Raw genomic sequence first — 19996 nt, 5'->3', positions numbered from 1 at the left:
TGTTAATAAAATGGATTTTTTAGAATTTGAAAAATGGGTTTATAGAGAAATAGGTATAAATCTTTCGGCATATAAACCAAATCAATTACATCGTAGAATAGAAAGTCTTATGTCAAGGGTTGGAGTTAAATCTTTAGATGAATATACAAAACTAATAAAATCAGATGGTGAGCAAAGGCAAAAATTTTTAGATTTCATAACTATAAATGTAACTGAATTTTTTAGAAATCCTGAACTTTTTGACGAATTAGAAAAACTTATGAAGACTACATATTTAACTAAAAAGGAACCCCTTAAAATATGGAGTGCAGCATGTTCTATAGGGTGTGAGCCTTATTCAGTGGCTATGATTCTTAAGAATAATACCACAGGTCCTGTGATGCACAAAATATTAGCAACAGATATAGATAATACTATATTAGGTAAAGCTAAACTTGGAGAATATACAGATAACGAAATGAAAAATGTTAGTCAGGAGAATTTGAAAAAGTATTTTAAAGTAGAAGGAAGTAAATATTTAATAGATCCTGGTATAAAAAATATGGTTACATTTAAAAAACATGATCTTATATTAGAAAATTATGAAAGTAATTTAGATATTATATTGTGTAGAAATGTAGTTATATATTTTAACACAGATGTTAAAAATGAGATATATAAGAAGTTTAGTAAAGCACTAAAGCCAGGAGGACTACTATTTGTAGGTGCTACTGAAAGTATTTACAACTATAAAGAATTTGGATTTGAAAAGAAATCTACATTCATTTATAGCAAGCTATAAGGAGGATAAGTAAATGGATACATCACAATATTTATCAATGTTCTTGGAAGAATCTATTGATAATTTACAAACTTTAAATGAGGCATTATTATATTTAGAACAACAACCAGAAGATGTAGATAAATTAAACGAGATATTTAGAGTTGCACATACAATCAAAGGAATGGCAGCAACAATGGGCTTTAATGAGATGGCAGAACTTACCCATAAGATGGAGGATGTTCTTTCAAAATTTAGAGAAGGAGAATTAAAAGTAACACAGAGTGTTGTAACTGTTTTGTTTGATTGTTTGGATACTCTAGAAAAGATGGTTAATAATATATCTGAAGGTGTTGAAGATTCTATTGAAATCACTAATATAATATCAGCTTTAGAAGGAGTTGCTTCAGGAGAAAAGGAAGAAGTTAAAGAAGAAGTAACTTTAGGCAATAAAGACATTGATAATAATTTTTCTTTATTAAAACTAAACCAATATGATATAAGTGTAATAAAACAAGCTAAAGATAAAGGTTATAGAGCTTTAAGTGCATCTATAGAACTAAGTCCAAATACACTTCTGAAATCAGCAAGAGCCTTTTTAATATTTAAAGAAATTGAGGATATTGGTGAAATAATAAAATCTTATCCAACTACAGAAGATATAGAAGGTGAAAATTTTGATTTTGCACTTGAAATAGTGGTTTTAACTCAATTAACAGTTGATGAACTTAAAAATATAATAGTAAATATTTCAGAAGTTAATAAAGTTTTGGTCTCAGAGGTCGATGTAAATAATGAAGACGATAATTCAAATAAACAAAAAGCACCAGAAATAACTAAAAATGTTAAACAAGAAGAAAAAGTAAAAAAAGTTGAACCAAAAGAAGCAGTTCAACCTGTAAGACAAAAGCCGGTTGTTAAAGAACATAAAAAAGCACATCAATCTGTAAGAGTTGATTTAGATAGGTTAGATAAACTTATGAATATGGTGTCAGAGCTAGTTATTCATAGAACTAGACTTGAACAAATAAGTTCACAATACAGATCAACTGATTTAAATGAAACACTGGAACAGGTTGCAAGAACTACATCAGATCTTCAAGATTTAGTAATGAAGATAAGAATGTTACCACTTGACATTGTGTTTAATAGGTTCCCAAGAATGATTAGAGATTTATCAGTAGAACTTAATAAAGAAATTAACTTTATTATTGAAGGTCAAGATACAGAACTTGATAGAACTGTAATTGATGAAATTGGAGAACCACTTATACATTTACTTAGAAATGCAGCAGACCATGGTGTTGAAAGTGCTGAAGACAGAGTGGAAAATGGTAAAACACCTGTTGGAACTATTAAACTTACTGCATACCAAGAAGGAACAAAAGCGGTAATAAAGGTTGAAGATGATGGAGCTGGAGTTAATGTTGAGAAAGTAAAAGCTAAAGCTGAAAGAGTCGGTATTAGTACTGAAGGAATGTCGGATGACGAAATAAAAAATCTAATCTTTTCACAAGGCTTTAGTACAAATGAAGTAGTAACTGATATCTCAGGTAGAGGTGTTGGTATGGATGTTGTTAAAACAAAAATAGCAGCACTTGGTGGAACTGTAGATTTAGTTAGTGAGCTTGGAAAAGGATCAGCTTTTATAATAAAGCTACCTTTAACTTTACAAATAATTCAAGCATTACTTGTAAATGTTGCTGAAGAAACATTTGCAATTTCTCTAGGATTTATAGACAGAGTAATAGACTATAATGAAGAAAGAATAAAGAAGACAAATGGAAAAGAAGTTATAGTTTATAGGGAAAATGTAATTCCGTTAGTAAGACTTAGAGAAAGACTAAATATAGGTGGAGAACGCACTGGTAAAAACTTTATTATAATAGTTAAGGTTGGTAATAAAGAAGTTGGTATTTTAGTAGATTCATTACTAGGCCAACAAGAAGTTGTTATAAAGCCACTAGGAAAAACTCTTCAAGGCTCAAAAGAATACATCGGTGCAACTATCTTAGGTAATGGGCTAGTAACATTAATTCTTGATATAGCTGCATTAATATAATTTTAGTAAAGGTGCGGAGATGATATTATGAATTATTCAAAATTAAATGAAGTGGAACTTGATGCAATTAAGGAAGTATCTAATATAGGTGCTGGAAATGCAGCAACAGCACTATCACAAATGCTAAATAGAAAAGTAGATATGACTGTTCCATCAGTAAAAATAATTAATTTTTCTGATATATATGGATTAATTGCTAAAGAAGATATAGTGGCAGGTGTTCTTGTCAGAGTTTTAGGAGATACACCAGGAAATATACTTTTTGTATTTGAAAAAACTGTAGCTTTTGATATAATAGAACAGTTGACAGGTATGAGAGAAGATAATATTACTGAAATGGGATCTTCAGTTCTGTGTGAAATAGGAAATGTAATTTCTGCTTCATATATGAACGCTATAGCGAACTTAACAAAACTTTCGATAATGCCTTCTGTACCAGCAGTGGCATATGATATGATGGGTGCCATCCTATCAACAACGTTTATAGAGTCAGCTGAATTTTCAGATGAGATTTTAGAAATAGAAACTACACTAAAAAGTGAAGATGCTAAAAATCTAGGTGGATATTTCTACTATCTTCCAAGAGCTGGTTCGTTAGAAAAAATATTAAATTCGATAGGTGTAATTTAGATGGGGGTATGTACAAATGGCTAGAGTATTAATTGTAGATGACGCAGCTTTCATGAGAATGATGATAAAGGACATTTTGGAGAAAAATGGTTTTGAAATCGTAGGAGAAGCTAGTAATGGAATAAAAGCAGTAGAGCTTTATGAAAAGGAAAAACCAGATATTGTTACTATGGATATAACAATGCCAGATATGGATGGAATAGAAGCTGTTAAAGCGATAAAAGCTTCAGATCCAGCAGCAAAGGTAATTATGTGTAGTGCCATGGGCCAACAATCAATGGTTATGGATGCCATAAGAGCAGGAGCAAAAGATTTTATAGTTAAGCCTTTCCAAGCAGATAGAGTTTTAGAAGCTATAAGAAAAGCACTTGGTTAATAAGAAAGGGGTGGAATTTTCATGCAAATAGTTGTTTTTAGACTAGGAGATGAGCAGTTTGCTGTTGAAACCTCAAGAGTTCAAAGCATTGCAGATATGATGAAAGTTACAACAGTTCCTAACTCCCCAAGTCATATAGAAGGACTTATAAATTTAAGAGGAAGTATAATATCTCTTATGGATATTAATTTACTTTTAAATGTATCACATGGAAACAATGACAAGACTAATGTCATTATACTAAAGGTTGAAGATGAACTTGTAGGTGTATCAGTAAATCAAGTAGATGAGGTTCTAGAAGTAGAAGAAAAAGACATTCAGAAACTTGACGGAGATAAAGCTCAAGCTTGTATAAAAGGAATAGTAAATTTAGACGATAGAATTGTGACATTAGTAGATATCGATAAGTTATTATTAAATTAGAGGAAATGAGGGAAATGTATGGCAGATGTATTATCGCAAAATGAGATAGACGCCTTGTTATCTGCCTTATCTGCTGGAGATTTAAAACCTGAAGAAGTTCAAAAGGAAGAGGAGAAACAAAAAGTAAAAAAATATGACTTTAAAACTCCTCAAAAGTTCTCTAAGGAGCATATAAGAACACTAGAACTTATTCATGATAACTTTGCAAGAATTACTTCTAATTACCTAACAGGTCAGATTAGAAAAAATACAAAGGTTAAAATTGAAACGCTGGAGCAGTTAACTTATGAGGAGTTTATACACTCCATACCTAATCCAACAGTTTTAACAGTATTTAAAATGCCGCCTTTAAATGGTTCTGTTTTATTGGAATTAAATCCGCAATTTACTTTTCAAGTTATAGATATATTACTTGGAGGAACTGGGGATAGGAGGCATGTAAATAAGGAGTTTACTGATATAGACAAAAACATAATAAGACAAATAGCTTCTGGAATTATTGCAAATATGAAGTTAGCTTGGGAAGATGTTTTGGAAGTAGTTCCAGAGTTAGAAACCATAGAAACTAACCCAGCAATAAATCAAACACTGGCTCCTAATGAGCCAGTGGCTCTTATTACGTTGTCGGTAGAGCTTGGAAAAACTACCACATTTATTAACCTGTGTATTCCATATTTGAGCATAGAAAAAGTAATAGACAAACTAGTGGTTCAATATTGGTTCCAGCCAGATAATGATAGCGCATTAGATGAATCTAAGGAAAAAATGAAGAAGAGTTTGGATTCAGTAGAGGTAGATCTTGCTGTAGAACTTGGAAAAACCCATGTAAGTGTAGAGGATTTCTTAAGATTAAATACTGGGGATGTAATTAAACTTGATGAAAGGTATAACAGTCCTGTAAAAGTTATAATAGAAAATGAGGAGTGTTATTTTGCAAAACCTGGTGTAGTAGGTAAGAACATGGGAGTGGCCATACTAGATATTATAGATAAGGATGTGGATAATTATGAGTAATGGGTTTCTTTCACAAGAAGAAATAGATTCATTATTAAATGGCAACTCAACATCTACAGAGCCTCAAACGCAAGAGGTAAATGAGGAAGCTATTATAACAGATTTAGATAAAGATTTATTAGGTGAAATTGGGAACATATCTATGGGGTCAGCCTCAACTGCTCTTTCTCAAATAATAAATCAATCAGTTAACATAACTACACCAGTAGTAAGTGTTACAACATTAAAAGAATTGAAAAGAGATTTTCATGTACCGAACATAGTTTTAGAAATAGAATATACTTCGGGTATAAGTGGTCAAAACATATTGGTTATGCAAGTTAAGGATGCGGCTGTTATAGCAAACCTTATGATGGGTGGCGATGGGACAGCTGTAAATCAAGAACTTTCAGAAATTGAAATTAGTGCTGTTCAAGAAGCGATGAATCAAATGATGGGTTCAGCGGCTACATCTATGGCTACAATGCTTGCTAGAGAAGTAAATATTTCTCCGCCTTTATCAAAAACTTGGGAGGATGCAAATGATGATCCATTAGCTCAAGATATTAGTGAGGATGACCAAATAGTAAAAGTATCATTTACTATGACAATAGGAAGCCTTGTAGATAGTAATATAATGCAGATTTTACCTGTTAAAACTGCTAAAACTATAGTTTCTATTATGATGGGAGAAGAACCAAAAGAAGAGGTTACTCCAAAAGAAACTGTTAAAGAACCTGTTAAAGCAAAACCGGTTGAAGCTCCTAGAGCTCCAGAGCCATCTTATGAAAGACCAGTGGCAAAAGAACCTGCAAGACCACCTGTTGAGGTTCATGAAGTAGCTTTTGAAAGTTTAAACAGTTCAAATGGTACTCCTGCTCATAGAAATATAGATTTAATATTAGATGTACCACTAGAAATATCTGTAGTTCTTGGAAGATGTAAAAAGAATATAAAAGATATTTTAAATCTAAGTAATGGATCTCTTATAGAATTAGAGAAATTAGCTGATGAACCAGTTGAAATATTAGTTAATGGAAAAAGAGTTGCATTAGGTGAGGTTGTTGTTGTTGATGAAAACTTTGGAGTTAGAATCAGTAGCATAATAAGTGGAGCAGAAAGAATCAAAAGTTTAAGATAATTTTTCAAAAGTTAAAAAAGATTAGGTATATAAAATATCTAATCTTTTTTTAAGTTTTTGCAAATTTAATATAAATTTCTTAAACTAGAAAAAATATATAAGAATTTATACAACTCTTATGTAAAAGTGCTAAATTAAATAGAAGATAGTACGATAATAAACCAAGAGAGAAAAAAGTTTGGGGGGAATAAAATGAATATCAGAGGAATAGGAGGTACTTCTAATGTTATAAACCTATATAATAGAAATACAAATAAAGTAGGAAATGCTAAAGAAGTATCAAAAAGAGACAGTGTAGAAATATCAAATGTAGGAAAAGTGCTTATGAGTTATGGTATTGAGGAACCAAATGTAGCAAATAATAAAAGGATAGAAGAATTAAGACAGCAAGTGCAAAATGGAACATACAAAGTAGATTCTACCTTAACAGCCAAGGCTTTAATTGATACAATGAGAGGGAGAAGAGTTTAATGAAAGAAAAGCTAAAAGAAGTAATTGATAATGAAAGATTAGCATTAATAGAACTTCTAAAGCTATTAGATGAACAAATGGTTTATATAACTAAAAATGATGTATTTGCTTTAGATGCTATAGTTGAAAAAATTAAAAACTCTAATAAAGAAGTAGCACAATTAGAAGTTGAAAGAAGAAAAATTCTAAATGGTAAAACTATAAAAGAAGCTATATATGAATTGGAAGATGAGGAATTAGAAAAAAGTTATAGAGAGATAAAGAAAACGGTTGAAGAAGTTGTATTACAAAAAGAAAGCAATGATATGCTAATAAAACAACAACTAAGCTATACAAATCAACTTTTAACTTTTTTGAATCCAAATAGAGAAGTTAAGACATATAACTCTTATGGTAAATTTAAGTAAAATAAATTTTAGAATGTGTTTATTGGAAAATTAGGCTATCAAGCACATTTAAGTATAATAAGATGTGCTTGATAAGCTATTATCATAAATTACATATAGCAGATACAAGATAAAGACAAAAAATTAAATTAGAATATAATTTAATTTTTTTTGTAAAAATTTTTTTCCTTAAAATCCTAAGTTTGAAGTAAGTATTATAAAAGAGCCATAATTTATAAAAAGTATATTAAAAATTTTTTTAATAATATAATGAATTAAATAAACAAATGCTAATAAAGAAATAAAAAATGATAAAACATTTTTATACTTAATAATTAAATTGTATAATGATTATTTATATTAACAAATATAGACATATTATATATAATATATAATAGTGTGAAAAGGAAGGGTGAAAAAATGTCAGGATTATTTGCAACTTTAAATATAGGAAGAAGTGGAATGTTTACAGCTCAGAGAAATATAGATGTAACATCACATAATATAGCTAATGCAAATACAGAGGGGTACACAAGACAAAGAGCTAAAACTGTAACTAATACGCCTTTTGGTCAACCTGGAACAGTAGGACAAATAGGAATGGGTGCGCAAGTACAAGCTATAGAAAGAATAAGAGATACTTTTTTAGATTTTCAAGTTAGAAATGAAACTACTGTTTTAGGACAATATGATACTAGAAGCTCATATTTAAATCAAATTGAAAGTATAATGAGTGAACCATCAGATAATGGTATATCGACTCTTATAGGGAAGTTTTTTGATTCGTGGCAAGAACTTTCAAAGCAACCACAAAGTTCAAACAACAGAACTGTAGTGGCTCAACAAACATTAGCATTAACAGATGCATTAAATCATACATATAAAAGATTTAATGATTTACAAAAAGATGCTGAAAGTATGATAAAAAATACAGTTGTTGATGTGAACTCTATACTTGACCAGGTAAACGAATTAAATAAAGAAATAATGACTGTCAAAGTATCAGGAAATGCTCCTAATGATTTGATGGATAAAAGAGATTTGTTATTAGATAAGTTAAGCCAAAATTTTAATATAGTAGTAGATAAAAAGAATTTTGAAGGCGTTGATGTAAAACCAGGTGATATAGACGGAATGAAAGCTCCGGAACTTGTAGTTGCAGATGGAAATCAAGATTATGCTAGATTCTCCTATATAAATAGTGTAGAAAAAGATCCAAGTGATGCTAGTGGAAAAACTTATATAGTAACGTATTCAGCTCTTGGAAATATGACAAATAGTAGTAGCCAAAAGACTTTAAAGCTTACAGATGTAACAGAAGCTCAAGTAAAGGAATTAAAACAAACAAGAGTATTGTGGGGATCATCAAAGGGAATTGCTATAAAGGGTGACGGTGCGCCAATAGAGGATGGAGAGACTATAAAGTACTCAGAACTTAGAGCTTTTAAACCAAAATCAGGTTCTTTAAAAGGAGATAGCTCTATACAAAATGATATAGAAAAATATAAAGAGCAACTTAATAAGATAGCAAAAGCAATAGCATTCACAGTTAATGCAATACATTCAGGTACTAATAACGTAGCAGATGATAAAATGCCACTTTTCGTTAACGGTAAAACTTGCAAATATGATGATCAAAAACAATTAGATCTTACATCAAATAAAGAAGATGAAATTACAGCAGAAAACATAACTATAAATCAAGAAATTCTTAGTGATGTTATGAAGATTAGAACAAAGAAAAATGATACTGATGGAGAAAAAGAAAATTCTAGAGCACTTGCTATAGCTCAATTACGAAAGAGTTTAATAAAAATGCAAGATATAGATGATAAAACTAGTAGATCAGATTTGATAAAAGGATTTGTTGAAACTGATGGTTCAAATTTAACTATAAAAAATGATATAAATGGTATGACTTTAGATGGATATTTTAAAGACACTATAGATAGACTTGCAGTACAAGGACAAGAAGCTAAAAGAATGGTTAATAATCAGGTTTATTTATTAGATGATATAAGTAATTCAAGAGAAAAAGTTTCAGGGGTTTCATTAGATGAAGAAATGGCTAATTTAGTTCAATATCAACATGCTTATGGAGCTAATGCGAAGATTATAGCAACAGTAGATCAGCTTTTAGATGTTGTAGTAAATGGGCTTAAGAGATAAGAAATAAATAGATAAAGAGGTGATATAATGAGAGTAACAAATAAAATGCTTTCAAATAATTTTTTAAGAGATATGAGGACAAACCTAAATAATATACAAACTCTTCAAGGTCAATTATCATCAGGAAAAGAAATAAGAAGACCTTCAGATAATCCTTTTAAAGTTGCAAGAAGTATGCAATTACATAGTGATATTACAGAAAATAAACAATATAACGAAAATATAAAGGACACCTTAAATAATTTAGATGCAACAGATACATCACTTGGACAAGCTACTAGTGTATTTCAAAGAATGAGAGAGCTTTTAGTGTCAGCAGGAAATGCAGCTTATGGTTCAGATGAAAGAAAAGCAATAAAAGATGAATTTAATCAAAAGGTAGAGGAACTAACACAAGTGCTTAATACTAATTTTGATGGTTCATATATATTTGGTGGAACAAAATCTACATCTAAGCCATTAAAAGTTGATTATGAAAATGGAAATAGTGTAATTAAATATAGTGGAAAAGAAGGAAATGATGCAACGCCAGAAGAAATTAATATGATGAAAGCAAAAATGAAGGTTGAAATTTCGCAAGGTGTTACAATGGAGTATAATGTAACATCAAATGAAATATTTGAGTTTAAAGATGATAAAGGAAAAGTTGTAGATGTCACTAAAATGTTATCAGATATAGTAAAAAATTTTGATTCAGATACTCCAGACGCTAAAAGTAAGCTTGTTGGCGAAAACTTAAAAGATATAACTAGTACAATGTCAAATCTTTTAAAGGTAAGAGCAGAAGTTGGAGCAAAGCAAAATAGAATGGAAGCAGCTCAAAGTAAAAATGAAGACGAAAATTTTAATATGACAGATATCTTATCTAAGACAGAAGATATAGATATAACTCAAAAAATAATGGAATATTCAACTATGCAAACAGTTTATACAGCATCTCTTCAAACTTCGGCAAAAGTAATTCAACCAACTCTTATGGATTATTTAAGATAATATATAGGAGGAATAAATTATGAATTTTAAAAGTTTATATCATGGGATTTTAGAATATACGGAAAAAGATGTAATAATGTTTAATAGAGGAATTCCAGGGCTCGAAGGATTGAAAAAATTTACATTAGTAAATATAAGTGAAACTGAGGAGTTTAAATTATTACATTCTTTAGAAGATGAAGCATTAGGTTTTATAGTTGTTTCGCCATTTAGTGTAATTAAGGATTATGAGATAGACATTCCAGAAGATATTATAGAAAGATTATCTATATCTAAACCAGAAGAAGTATTAATTTATAATACAGTGACCTTGAATGAAGATTCGAAAAAAATCACTACAAATTTAAGAGCTCCATTAATAATAAATATTAACAATAATTTGGGGGAACAGTTAATTTTAAACAATGAAAATTATAAAGTTAAACATCCCTTAATTAAGGAGTGATTTAAATGCTGATAGTAACAAGAAAACAAGGCGAAGGAATAGTTATTGGAGATAATATTGAAATTTCAGTTATTAAGTTAGATAATGGAAGTGTGAAATTAGCTATAAATGCACCTAAGGAAGTTAAAATACTTAGAAAAGAACTTTTAAAAGAAATACAAGATGAAAATAAAGAGGCAGCTTTTGTATCGCTTGAGGCATTTAATAAATTAATAAAATAAGTTTTATAAATATTAAAGTATCAATACAGGGGTGAAAAACATGGATGTTAAAAGTGTTAGCCAGGGAAATAAGGCTGATTTAGATAATTATATAAGAATACAAGAAGTACAAAAAGTTGATGATACAGAAAAAGTAAGGGAAGAAACAGCTACTATAAACAATAAGAAAGATGATTATTCAGAAAAGCAAATAAAAAAATCTTTAGAAAAATTAAATAAACTTCTTGAAGATGATAATACTCATGCCGAATATTCGGTGCATGAAAAATTTGGCGACATAATGATAAAAATTATAGATGATAACACAAAAAAAGTTATTATGGAAGTACCACCAAAGAAAATATTAGATTTAGTTGCGAAATTATGTGAAGCTGCAGGTGTAATATTTGATAAAAAGGCTTAGGAGTATAGGAGAAGTGCTATGGAATTTAGATTAAATAAAATAGATACTGATTTGAGAAGAAAGCTTCAAGATAAAACTAAGGATGGAAAAATACACAGAAAACTAGAGATTAGTATTTATAATAATGGCTATAAAGAAAGAAAAAATGAAAATACTCCTAATCATAAGGATAAAGAGAAACACGAGGAGTTTAAAGAGCTTGTTGATAAATATAGGGTTACAGTAGATGCTATAAAAGGAAAAACTATAGAGGTAGAAGGCGAAATGGAACAATATGAGTATGAAGAAAAAGTTAAAAGAGGCATATTCATAGACACCAAAAAATAGGAGGATTTAAATAATGTATCAAACTAATGGATATAATGTATATAAAACTAATAGTGTAAACTATGCATCTAAAGATCAATTACTTTTAATGCTAGTAGATGGAGCTGTTAAATTTTCTAAAATAGGTAAACAAGCTATAATAGATAAGGATATAAAAAAAGCACATGATGCATTAGTTAGAACTCAGGATATATTTACGGAACTTATGGTAAGTTTAGATACAAGTGCAGGTGAATGGGCTGTTAATCTTTATAAAGTATATGAATTTATTAACTCAGAACTTTTAAAAGCTAATATGAAAAAGGACTTAAAGATATTAGATGGTGTAATTCCTCTTATAGAAGAAATTAGAGATACTTGGCATGAGGCAAATGAGGCTAGTAAAGTGCAATCAAAAAAATAAGAATACAGAACTTTGATTCCTTTATGAAACAAAAAATGAAAATTTTGTTTTGTAAAATGAATGGGGTGGATTTAATGGATAATTTGTTAGAAGAACTTTTAATAGAATATAGGAATATATCTTTAAAGTTAATAGAAGATTTAAATCAAGATAAGTATGAGTTTTTAGAACAGGGTCTTGAAAGAAAAGATGCTATTCAACAAGAAATAGATGGGTTGAATTTTAGTAAAGATAAATTTATAGAATTAAGTAAGAACTTAGAACTTGAAACTATAAATAATAAATTATATGAAATTACCATGATAAAGAGAAATGAAGCTAAAGATGAACTAACTAAGATAAATAAAACGAGACAAATGAGAAATAATTATAATACTGCTAATAAAACAATTAGTTTTTTTAATGCAGAGATATAAAAATGATATTATTATAAAATAACAAAAGGGTGTAAATCAAATTGAATTTTGATTTACACCTTTTTTGTTTTGCAAATAAGGAAAAATATTTATATTTTTAAAACTAAAGTTAAACTATATAAATTCCTGACAATTTGGAAGAGCACGGGCGCACAAGAAAATTTAATCATTTTAACTATTTTTTATGGAAAACGATAATTAAATTTAAAAAAATATTAGAAATATTGTAATTAACTCTAAAGTAGAATAGAAAATTGTCGAATAATAAATATAACTAGAGTAAATGCATTTAATAGAACGGAATATACTTAAGGGATATTTAATCTTATTAATAAGGATCTAAAAAATTATAAAAATAATTAAAATGTATGGGGAACGGTAACCTACTAAAATAATAATTTTTATAGTTAAAGGTTTAGATAAATGATTTTACTAATATAAAAAGTTTTTAGATAAGAGAGGTATAAGATATGTCAGGATTATTTGCAACTTTGAATATAGGAAAAAGTGGATTGTATACAGCTCAAAAAAGCATTGATGTCACATCACATAATATATCAAATGCTAATACAGAAGGTTACTCAAAACAAAGAGCTAATGCTGTTACAAATGCACCTTATACAGTGGTAGGAAGTGCTGGACAAGTAGGTACAGGATCTCAAATACAAAGTATAGAAAGAATAAGAGATAGCTTTTTAGATTATCAGGTTAGAAATCAAACAGCCGTTTTAGGACAATATGACACTAGAAGCTCGTATTTAAGTCAAATTGAAGGAATATTAAATGAGCCATCAGATACTGGGATATCAACTCTTATGGGAAAGTTTTTTGATTCTTGGCAAGAACTTTCAAAACAACCCCAAAGTTCAAATAATAGAACAGTAGTTGCTCAACAAACTTTAGCGTTGACGGATGCTTTAAATAATACTTATAGAAGATTTGATGATTTACAAAAAGATGCTCAAAGTATGATTCAAAATAGTGTTATAGATATAAATTCTAGTCTTGATCAAATAAATGAATTAAACCAAGAGATTATGAGTGTTAAAGTATCAGGAAATCAACCTAATGACTTAATGGATAAAAGGGATTTATTACTTGATAAGTTAAGTTCAAATTTTAATATAGTTGTTGATAAGAAAAATTTTGAAGGGATAGATTTAAGGCCTACTGATACAACTGGTATGATATCACCTAATCTTGTACAAGCAGATGGAAATTCGGATTATACAAGATTTTCATATATAAACAATATAGAGAAGCAAAGTGATGGGAGTTACAAGGTAACATATTATGCGCTTGGTAATATGGCTAGTGATAAAAATAAAAAAACATTAATATTAGAAGATGCTACTGAAGATCAAATTAATCAATTACAACAAGGTAGGGTTCTATGGGGAGATAAAAATGGAATAGCTATTAAAGGTGATGGTGCCGAAATAAATGATGGCGATACTATAAAATTTTCTCAACTTAGAGCTTTCACACCTCAAAGTGGTTCTTTAAAAGGAAATAGTTCTATACAAGAAGATATAGGTAAATATAAAGAACAATTAAATAATGTAGCAAAGGCTATAGCATTTACTGTAAATGCTATACATTCAGGTAAGCAAGATGCCGCAGATGATAAGTTACCGTTTTTTGTTAATGGAAAGACCGCAACCTATAACGACGCAAGTGAATTAGATCTTTCTTCTAACAACGAGAATGAGATTACAGCAGAGAATATAAGTATAAATAAAGAAATTCTTAGTGATGTTATGAAGATTAAAACTAAAACCCATGATGATCAATATGATTTGCCATCACAAAATACTCAAGATGGAGATAAAGATAATGCTAGAGCAGTAGCTATAGCTCAACTTAGAAATGGTTTGATAAAAATTCAGAATATAGATAGTACAAGCACAAGAGCAACTATAGCACCTTTAGATAGTAGTAATTTAAATGTAAAAAATGATATAAATGGTACAACGTTAGATGGATATTTTAAAGATACTGTAGATAGATTAGGAATACAGGCTCAAGAAGCTAAAAGAAACGTTGATAATCAAACTTATTTATTAGATGATATAAATAATTCTAAAGAATCAGTTTCAGGGGTTTCATTAGATGAAGAAATGGCAAATTTAGTTCAATTTCAACATGCTTATGGAGCAAATGCAAAGGTAATATCAACAGTTGATCAGCTTTTAGATGTCGTAGTAAATGGACTTAAGAAATAGATAAAGAGGTGTGGTTATGAGAGTAACGAATAAAATGCTTTCAAATAATTTTTTAAGAGATATGAGAACAAACTTAAATAATATTCAAACTTTGCAAAGTCAATTATCATCAGGAAAGGAAATAAGAAAACCTTCAGATAATCCTTTCAAGGTTGCTAGAAGTATGCAACTTCATAGTGATATTGCAGAGAACAAACAATACAATGAAAATATAAAAGATACTTTAAATAATTTAGATTCTACAGATACAGCACTTGGACAAGCTACAAATGTATTTCAAAGAATGAGAGAACTTCTAATATCAGCTGGAAATGCGGCTTATGGCTCTGATGAAAGAAAAGCTATAAAGGATGAATTTAATCAAAAAGTTCAAGAATTGTCACAAGTATTAAATACTAATTTTGATGGTAGTTATATATTTGGTGGTACAAAAGCAAGCTCTAAACCATTAACAACTTATACAGATGCAAATGGTAATAGTATTCTTGCTTACAGTGATAAAGAAGGCAATGTACTTGATCCAAGCAAAGATGCTGATTCAGCAAATCAAATGAATATGATTGGTCAAAAAATAAAAGTAGAAATATCTCAAGGTGTTACTATGGAATATAATGTAACAGCAACTGATGTTTTAAATTTTAAAGGTACAGATAACAATGTTAGTGATTTACTTAAGCATATTGTTGAAAATTTAGATAGTGATGATAAAGCGAATAAAGATAAATTAACAGGGGATAATTTAACTGATATAACTACAGTTATGTCCAACCTTTTAAAGGTGAGAGCAGAAGTTGGAGCAAAGCAAAATAGAATGGAAGCAGCTCAAAGTAAGAATGAAGATGAAAATTTCAATATGACTGATATTTTATCTAAAACAGAAGATATAGATATAACTCAAAAAATGATGGAGTACTCAACTATGCAGACGGTATATACAGCATCGCTTCAAACATCAGCAAAGGTGATTCAGCCAACGCTTATGGATTATTTAAGATAAGATTTAGGAGGGTTAAGTTATGAATTTTAATAGTTTATATCATGGGAATTTAGAATATACAGAAAAAGATATTATGACTTTTAATAAAGGAATTCCAGGTTTCGAGGGGTTAACAAAGTTCATATTAGTAAATATAAAAGATAATGAACAATTCAAATTATTACATTCTTTAGAAGATGAAGCTTTAGGTTTCATATTAACTTCTCCATTCAATGTAATTAATGATTATGAGGTAAATATTCCTGATGATGTCATAAAAAATCTAGAAATAGATAAACCAGAGGATGTGCTTATTTATAATACAGTAACATTGAGCACAGATATTAAAAAAATTACTACAAATTTAAGAGCTCCATTAATAATAAATATTAATAATAATTTAGGGGAACAATTAATTTTAAATAATGAAAATTATAAGGTTAAGCATCCTTTGATTAAAGAAACTCCTACTCATATGCATTCATAGGAGTAAGTTCAAACAACCAAATCCAAGATTTGGATTTTCACTTAAGGAGTGATTTAGATGTTAATAGTAACAAGAAAACAAGGAGAAGGAATAGTAATTGGCGATAATATAGAAGTTTCAGTTGTAAAATTGGAAAATGGTAGTGTGAAGCTAGCTATAAATGCACCTAAGGAAGTTAAAATACTTAGAAAAGAACTTTTAAAAGAAGTGCAAGATGAAAATAAAGAAGCTGTTTTTATATCACTCGAGGCACTTAATAAATTAATTAAATAATTTGTTATTATGATACTATAAACAGGAGTGAAAAACATGGAGGTTAATAATGTTAGCCAGGGAAATAAGGCAGAGTTGGATAATTATATAAAATTGAAAGAAGTACCGAAAGTTGATAAAAAGGATGCTTTAGAAGAGGAAAAATATTCTATAGAAAAAATAAAAAAAGCTATAAAAGAATTAGATAAATTTCTTGTGGAGGAAAAAACTCATGCGGAATATTCAGTACATGAAAAACTTGGTGATATAATGATAAAAATTATAAATGATGATACCAATGAAGTTGTTATGGAAGTTCCGTCTAAAAAAATATTAGATTTAGTTGCAAAACTTTGTGAAGATGCAGGAATAATTTTAGACAAAAAGGCTTAAATCGAGAATAATTAATATAAAAAAAGAAAATGGATAATATTCTTATAAAAAATATTATTGCGAAATTCTTAAAAAATTACAAAAGGGAAATTTAGGGGGAGTTAAATAATGTACCAAACTAATGGATATAGCACATATAAAAATAATAGCGTAACTTACGCATCTAGAGAGCAACTACTTTTAATGTTAGTAGATGGAGCTGTTAAATTCGTTAAAATAGGAAGACAAGGTATAGTAGATAATGATGTAAAAAAATCACATGAGGCATTAGTTAGAACTCAGGATATATTTAGTGAGCTTATGGTAACTCTAGATAAAAAAGCTGGTGAATGGGCTATTAATATGTATAAAGTATATGAATTTATTAATTCAGAGCTTATGAAAGCTAACATAAAAAAAGACTTAAAGATATTAGATGCAGTAATTCCTCTTATAGAAGAGGTTAGAAGTACTTGGTATCAAGCAAATGAAATAGCCAAAAGACAAGGTAGCAAAAGTAAAGAGGTGATGTAAAAGATAGATTTAATAATAAGAGTTAATGGAAGATATATAAGTTATAGAAAAGTTTAGATATGTTTAATATCATGTAAACTAAGTAATCTAAGAGCAAGAAAAAAGTAAAGAGGTGATATATATGATAAGTCCGATGAGAGTCAGTGGATTAAGTGGTAGTGGAATAGATACAGATGCAGCTGTAAAGCAAATGATGGCACCTTATCAAGCAAAGGTAGATAGTGCAAAACAGGACAGGGATTTATTACAAGTAAAGCAAGATATGTATAGAGATATAACTAAGGATATAAAAAATTTATATTCAAAATATTTTGATATTGCATCAAGTTCAAATTCAAGTACTAATATTTTAAAAAGTCAAAACTACCAAACAGTAACTTATACAAGTAGTAATGAAGGTGTTATCACAGCAAAAGGAAGAGTTGGAGCAAGTACAGGAACTTACCAAGCTACAGTAGAGAGATTAGCAACTCCAGATAAGTTAAATATACCCTTAACTGATTTAAGTAATGCTGGTGTATTAAATTTTAAATTTTCTGATGATCCTTCAGCACCGCAAATAGATGTAGATTTCACTGGACTTACTTCTAGTACAGATATTACAAATGCTATAAATTCTAAAATATCAGCATACAATAGCGATCCATCACATACTACCAAAATAGATGTTTCTGTAAAATATAGTGAACTTGGAAATAGTGTAAGTATTCAAAGAAATAGTTTGGGTAATGTTGGCAATATGTATTTTAAAGGTACGACAGCTGCATTTACTGCTGGACAAAATTCGAAGGTAACAATAAAGGATCCTTCAGGAAACACTGCTACTAAAGAATATTCATCAAATATATTTGCTATAGATGGTGTTGAATATACTTTGAATGGAGTATCATCTGATTTAAATTCGCCAACACTTCTAACAGGTAAAAAGGATACTAGTGCAGCTATAAATAATATAAAAAGTTTTGTTACAGATTATAATGCTTTGATAGACAAAATATCAACAAAGCTTTCCGAGAAATTAAATAGATCGTACAAGCCTTTGACTGATGATCAAAAATCTTCAATGAAGGATTCTGATATAGCACTTTGGAATGATAAAGTTAAACAAGGTCAGCTTAGAAATGATCCTACTTTAAGCAAAATAATAGAAGATGTTACTAATGCATTTTCTACAAAAATAGGAAGTACTTTAGGTTCGTTTGGTGATATTGGTTTATCACTTGACCCAGATTACAAAACGCAAAAAGGAAAGCTTGTATTAGATGAAGATAAATTGTCAACAGCATTAACTGAAAATGGGGACAAGGTAAAAAATTTATTGACAGATACAAATACAGGTGCTTTTCAATCATTGAAGGATACTTTTTATAATGTGGCAGGCTCATCAGCATCTCCACTTTTGCAAAAAGCTGGTTATGAAGGAACAGTGTCTTTTTATTCTAATGATTTAACTAAAAGTATTAATGAACAACAAAGTAAGATAGATGATATGATAGCAAATTTGAGTGATAGAGAACAAGCTTATTATAGTAAATTTGCTGCATTTGAACAGGCTATGAGTAAAATGCAATCACAAAAAGATTATTTTTCTAAACAATTTGGGTAGGTGCTAAATGAATAATAAAATAGAAGAATTATTGATTGAATATAAAAATATATCATTAAAATTAATAGAAGATTTATCTAATGATAAGATTGAATCTTTAGATAAGGGTCTTCAACGAAAAGGTGATATTCAAAAGGAAATAGACAATTTTGATTTTGATAAGAATGAATTTATAGAGCTTATTAAAAAACTAGAAATTGAGGCTATAGATAATAGTTTATATGAAACTACTATTATTAAAAGAAATGAAGCTAAGAATGAACTAGATAAAATAAATAAAATAAAAAAAATGCAAAATAATTACAATAATGCAAGTATGAAGGTTAATTTTTTTAATACAAAAATATAAGATTATTAAAAATTATAAAATATTTGCTATGGCTATTTAGAAAAATTTTAAAAAGAAATTGGTATTATAATGAAAAAAAACATTATTAATGAAATAATATTAGGTAAAAAAACAATTTAAATAAAAAATACTAAAAACTTTTTTAAAAAGTACTAAAGTTATATCGAAAAAAGTCGAAAAATAAACATAACCAATATAAAACTTAAATAATTAAAAGTAGTTGAAGGATATAATGAGGGGGCGGTGAGTGAATAGAGGGAGAATAGGAATCTTGTTAATTAGATGATTTTGGAAAAAGGGACAAGGTATATTAATCTTTTAATAAAAATAAAAAAAGGCAAGGATGCCGAAAAAGTTAAAATTCAAGGAGGAATTTATTATGATAATCAATCACAATATGAATGCAATGAATGCATCAAGACAAATGGAAGCAAATAACGTTGCTGCAGGGAAGTCAATTGAAAAATTAAGCTCAGGTTTAAGAATAAACAAAGCTGGAGATGACGCAGCAGGTCTTGCAATATCAGAAAAAATGAGAGGCCAAATTAGAGGTCTTCAACAAGCATCAAGAAATGC

At 29.0% G+C, this 19996-nt stretch carries 26 protein-coding genes; all 26 read left to right on the top strand.

Going from position 1 to position 19996, the window contains the following annotated elements; genetic code table 11:
- Positions 1 to 10 precede the first annotated feature (10 nt).
- Positions 11 to 781, top strand: a complete 771-nt coding sequence (locus BUB01_RS01300; protein WP_072984491.1) for a CheR family methyltransferase — start codon at positions 11 to 13, stop codon at positions 779 to 781.
- Positions 782 to 794: 13 nt separating this feature from the next.
- Positions 795 to 2822, top strand: a complete 2028-nt coding sequence (locus BUB01_RS01295) for a chemotaxis protein CheA (protein WP_072984489.1) — start codon at positions 795 to 797, stop codon at positions 2820 to 2822.
- Positions 2823 to 2849: 27 nt separating this feature from the next.
- Positions 2850 to 3452, top strand: coding sequence for a chemotaxis protein CheC (locus BUB01_RS01290; RefSeq protein WP_072984487.1), 603 nt, complete (start codon positions 2850 to 2852; stop codon positions 3450 to 3452).
- 16 nt (positions 3453 to 3468) lie between these two features.
- Entirely contained in the window at positions 3469 to 3828 is a 360-nt protein-coding gene (locus BUB01_RS01285) for a response regulator (protein ID WP_072984485.1), read from the top strand.
- A 21-nt stretch (positions 3829 to 3849) separates the two neighbouring features.
- Positions 3850 to 4251 carry a chemotaxis protein CheW gene (locus BUB01_RS01280; protein ID WP_072984483.1) on the top strand — a complete coding sequence of 134 codons (402 nt, stop codon included), beginning with the start codon at positions 3850 to 3852 and terminating at the stop codon, positions 4249 to 4251.
- Positions 4252 to 4269: 18 nt separating this feature from the next.
- Positions 4270 to 5265, top strand: a complete 996-nt coding sequence (fliM, locus tag BUB01_RS01275; protein WP_072984481.1) for a flagellar motor switch protein FliM — start codon at positions 4270 to 4272, stop codon at positions 5263 to 5265.
- On the top strand, positions 5258 to 6385 hold the full coding sequence (gene fliY, locus BUB01_RS01270) for a flagellar motor switch phosphatase FliY (protein ID WP_072984479.1): 1128 nt from the start codon (positions 5258 to 5260) through the stop codon (positions 6383 to 6385). The genes fliM and fliY overlap by 8 nt, the downstream gene beginning before the upstream one ends.
- A gap of 192 nt (positions 6386 to 6577) precedes the next feature.
- Positions 6578 to 6856, top strand: a complete 279-nt coding sequence (gene flgM / locus BUB01_RS01265; protein WP_072984477.1) for a flagellar biosynthesis anti-sigma factor FlgM — start codon at positions 6578 to 6580, stop codon at positions 6854 to 6856.
- Entirely contained in the window at positions 6856 to 7263 is a 408-nt protein-coding gene (locus tag BUB01_RS01260) for a flagellar protein FlgN (RefSeq protein WP_072984475.1), read from the top strand. Before flgM ends, BUB01_RS01260 begins: the two co-directional genes overlap by 1 nt.
- A gap of 399 nt (positions 7264 to 7662) precedes the next feature.
- Positions 7663 to 9411 (top strand): flagellar hook-associated protein FlgK, encoded by a 1749-nt coding sequence (gene flgK / locus BUB01_RS01255; protein ID WP_072984473.1) that lies wholly within the window; start codon positions 7663 to 7665, stop codon positions 9409 to 9411.
- A gap of 27 nt (positions 9412 to 9438) precedes the next feature.
- Positions 9439 to 10404: a flagellar hook-associated protein FlgL gene (flgL, locus tag BUB01_RS01250; protein ID WP_072984471.1), complete on the top strand. Its 966-nt coding sequence runs from the start codon at positions 9439 to 9441 to the stop codon at positions 10402 to 10404.
- Between the two features lie 19 nt (positions 10405 to 10423).
- Positions 10424 to 10849, top strand: coding sequence for a flagellar assembly protein FliW (gene fliW / locus BUB01_RS01245; protein ID WP_072984469.1), 426 nt, complete (start codon positions 10424 to 10426; stop codon positions 10847 to 10849).
- Positions 10850 to 10854: 5 nt separating this feature from the next.
- Entirely contained in the window at positions 10855 to 11070 is a 216-nt protein-coding gene (gene csrA, locus BUB01_RS01240) for a carbon storage regulator CsrA (RefSeq protein ID WP_072984467.1), read from the top strand.
- 40 nt (positions 11071 to 11110) lie between these two features.
- On the top strand, positions 11111 to 11473 hold the full coding sequence (locus BUB01_RS01235) for a flagellar protein FlaG (RefSeq protein ID WP_072984465.1): 363 nt from the start codon (positions 11111 to 11113) through the stop codon (positions 11471 to 11473).
- Positions 11474 to 11491: 18 nt separating this feature from the next.
- A complete protein-coding gene (locus BUB01_RS01230) occupies positions 11492 to 11800 on the top strand; it encodes a hypothetical protein (RefSeq protein WP_072984463.1) in 309 nt (102 codons plus the stop codon).
- Between the two features lie 13 nt (positions 11801 to 11813).
- Positions 11814 to 12203 carry a flagellar export chaperone FliS gene (fliS, locus tag BUB01_RS01225; protein ID WP_072984461.1) on the top strand — a complete coding sequence of 130 codons (390 nt, stop codon included), beginning with the start codon at positions 11814 to 11816 and terminating at the stop codon, positions 12201 to 12203.
- Positions 12204 to 12277: 74 nt separating this feature from the next.
- Positions 12278 to 12619, top strand: a complete 342-nt coding sequence (locus BUB01_RS01220; protein WP_072984459.1) for a hypothetical protein — start codon at positions 12278 to 12280, stop codon at positions 12617 to 12619.
- Between the two features lie 470 nt (positions 12620 to 13089).
- Positions 13090 to 14844 carry a flagellar hook-associated protein FlgK gene (gene flgK / locus BUB01_RS01215; RefSeq protein WP_072984457.1) on the top strand — a complete coding sequence of 585 codons (1755 nt, stop codon included), beginning with the start codon at positions 13090 to 13092 and terminating at the stop codon, positions 14842 to 14844.
- Between the two features lie 16 nt (positions 14845 to 14860).
- Positions 14861 to 15841: a flagellar hook-associated protein FlgL gene (gene flgL, locus BUB01_RS01210; RefSeq protein WP_072984455.1), complete on the top strand. Its 981-nt coding sequence runs from the start codon at positions 14861 to 14863 to the stop codon at positions 15839 to 15841.
- Positions 15842 to 15860: 19 nt separating this feature from the next.
- On the top strand, positions 15861 to 16307 hold the full coding sequence (gene fliW / locus BUB01_RS01205; RefSeq protein WP_072984453.1) for a flagellar assembly protein FliW: 447 nt from the start codon (positions 15861 to 15863) through the stop codon (positions 16305 to 16307).
- Positions 16308 to 16364: 57 nt separating this feature from the next.
- Positions 16365 to 16580, top strand: coding sequence for a carbon storage regulator CsrA (gene csrA, locus BUB01_RS01200; protein WP_072984451.1), 216 nt, complete (start codon positions 16365 to 16367; stop codon positions 16578 to 16580).
- Positions 16581 to 16616: 36 nt separating this feature from the next.
- Positions 16617 to 16952, top strand: coding sequence for a flagellar protein FlaG (locus BUB01_RS01195; RefSeq protein WP_072984449.1), 336 nt, complete (start codon positions 16617 to 16619; stop codon positions 16950 to 16952).
- A gap of 108 nt (positions 16953 to 17060) precedes the next feature.
- Complete coding sequence (gene fliS / locus BUB01_RS01190; RefSeq protein WP_072984447.1) at positions 17061 to 17465, top strand: flagellar export chaperone FliS; 405 nt, start codon at positions 17061 to 17063, stop codon at positions 17463 to 17465.
- A 121-nt stretch (positions 17466 to 17586) separates the two neighbouring features.
- Positions 17587 to 19071, top strand: coding sequence for a flagellar filament capping protein FliD (gene fliD / locus BUB01_RS01185; RefSeq protein ID WP_072984445.1), 1485 nt, complete (start codon positions 17587 to 17589; stop codon positions 19069 to 19071).
- A 7-nt stretch (positions 19072 to 19078) separates the two neighbouring features.
- The gene (locus BUB01_RS01180; protein WP_072984443.1) at positions 19079 to 19420 is read left to right on the top strand and encodes a hypothetical protein; all 342 of its coding nucleotides are present in this window, start codon (positions 19079 to 19081) and stop codon (positions 19418 to 19420) included.
- A gap of 379 nt (positions 19421 to 19799) precedes the next feature.
- Positions 19800 to 19996, top strand: a 197-nt coding sequence (locus tag BUB01_RS01175) for a flagellin N-terminal helical domain-containing protein (RefSeq protein WP_479723182.1), incomplete at its 3' end; no start/stop codon positions are given.

This window comes from Clostridium cavendishii DSM 21758 (assembly GCF_900141845.1).
GTDB classification, from domain to species: Bacteria; Bacillota; Clostridia; order Clostridiales; family Clostridiaceae; genus Clostridium_AG; species Clostridium_AG cavendishii.
Note: the sequence above shows the minus strand (reverse complement) of the source record. Positions and strands in the feature narration are given on the sequence as shown.

Bases quoted from the DNA above. Each gene is read 5' to 3' on its own strand.
- BUB01_RS01195 (WP_072984449.1), top strand. From the start codon at position 16,617: ATGGAGGTTAATAATGTTAGCCAGGGAAATAAGGCAGAGTTGGATAAT.
- BUB01_RS01180 (WP_072984443.1), top strand. From the start codon at position 19,079: ATGAATAATAAAATAGAAGAATTATTGATTGAATATAAAAATATATCA.
- BUB01_RS01290 (WP_072984487.1), top strand. From the start codon at position 2,850: ATGAATTATTCAAAATTAAATGAAGTGGAACTTGATGCAATTAAGGAA.
- fliS (WP_072984447.1), top strand. From the start codon at position 17,061: ATGTACCAAACTAATGGATATAGCACATATAAAAATAATAGCGTAACT.
- BUB01_RS01260 (WP_072984475.1), top strand. From the start codon at position 6,856: ATGAAAGAAAAGCTAAAAGAAGTAATTGATAATGAAAGATTAGCATTA.
- fliM (WP_072984481.1), top strand. From the start codon at position 4,270: ATGGCAGATGTATTATCGCAAAATGAGATAGACGCCTTGTTATCTGCC.
- BUB01_RS01235 (WP_072984465.1), top strand. From the start codon at position 11,111: ATGGATGTTAAAAGTGTTAGCCAGGGAAATAAGGCTGATTTAGATAAT.
- csrA (WP_072984451.1), top strand. From the start codon at position 16,365: ATGTTAATAGTAACAAGAAAACAAGGAGAAGGAATAGTAATTGGCGAT.
- BUB01_RS01220 (WP_072984459.1), top strand. From the start codon at position 12,278: ATGGATAATTTGTTAGAAGAACTTTTAATAGAATATAGGAATATATCT.
- flgL (WP_072984455.1), top strand. From the start codon at position 14,861: ATGAGAGTAACGAATAAAATGCTTTCAAATAATTTTTTAAGAGATATG.
- flgM (WP_072984477.1), top strand. From the start codon at position 6,578: ATGAATATCAGAGGAATAGGAGGTACTTCTAATGTTATAAACCTATAT.
- fliD (WP_072984445.1), top strand. From the start codon at position 17,587: ATGATAAGTCCGATGAGAGTCAGTGGATTAAGTGGTAGTGGAATAGAT.
- fliY (WP_072984479.1), top strand. From the start codon at position 5,258: ATGAGTAATGGGTTTCTTTCACAAGAAGAAATAGATTCATTATTAAAT.
- fliW (WP_072984453.1), top strand. From the start codon at position 15,861: ATGAATTTTAATAGTTTATATCATGGGAATTTAGAATATACAGAAAAA.
- flgK (WP_072984457.1), top strand. From the start codon at position 13,090: ATGTCAGGATTATTTGCAACTTTGAATATAGGAAAAAGTGGATTGTAT.
- flgK (WP_072984473.1), top strand. From the start codon at position 7,663: ATGTCAGGATTATTTGCAACTTTAAATATAGGAAGAAGTGGAATGTTT.
- BUB01_RS01300 (WP_072984491.1), top strand. From the start codon at position 11: ATGGATTTTTTAGAATTTGAAAAATGGGTTTATAGAGAAATAGGTATA.
- flgL (WP_072984471.1), top strand. From the start codon at position 9,439: ATGAGAGTAACAAATAAAATGCTTTCAAATAATTTTTTAAGAGATATG.
- BUB01_RS01285 (WP_072984485.1), top strand. From the start codon at position 3,469: ATGGCTAGAGTATTAATTGTAGATGACGCAGCTTTCATGAGAATGATG.
- fliW (WP_072984469.1), top strand. From the start codon at position 10,424: ATGAATTTTAAAAGTTTATATCATGGGATTTTAGAATATACGGAAAAA.
- BUB01_RS01280 (WP_072984483.1), top strand. From the start codon at position 3,850: ATGCAAATAGTTGTTTTTAGACTAGGAGATGAGCAGTTTGCTGTTGAA.
- BUB01_RS01295 (WP_072984489.1), top strand. From the start codon at position 795: ATGGATACATCACAATATTTATCAATGTTCTTGGAAGAATCTATTGAT.
- fliS (WP_072984461.1), top strand. From the start codon at position 11,814: ATGTATCAAACTAATGGATATAATGTATATAAAACTAATAGTGTAAAC.
- BUB01_RS01230 (WP_072984463.1), top strand. From the start codon at position 11,492: ATGGAATTTAGATTAAATAAAATAGATACTGATTTGAGAAGAAAGCTT.
- csrA (WP_072984467.1), top strand. From the start codon at position 10,855: ATGCTGATAGTAACAAGAAAACAAGGCGAAGGAATAGTTATTGGAGAT.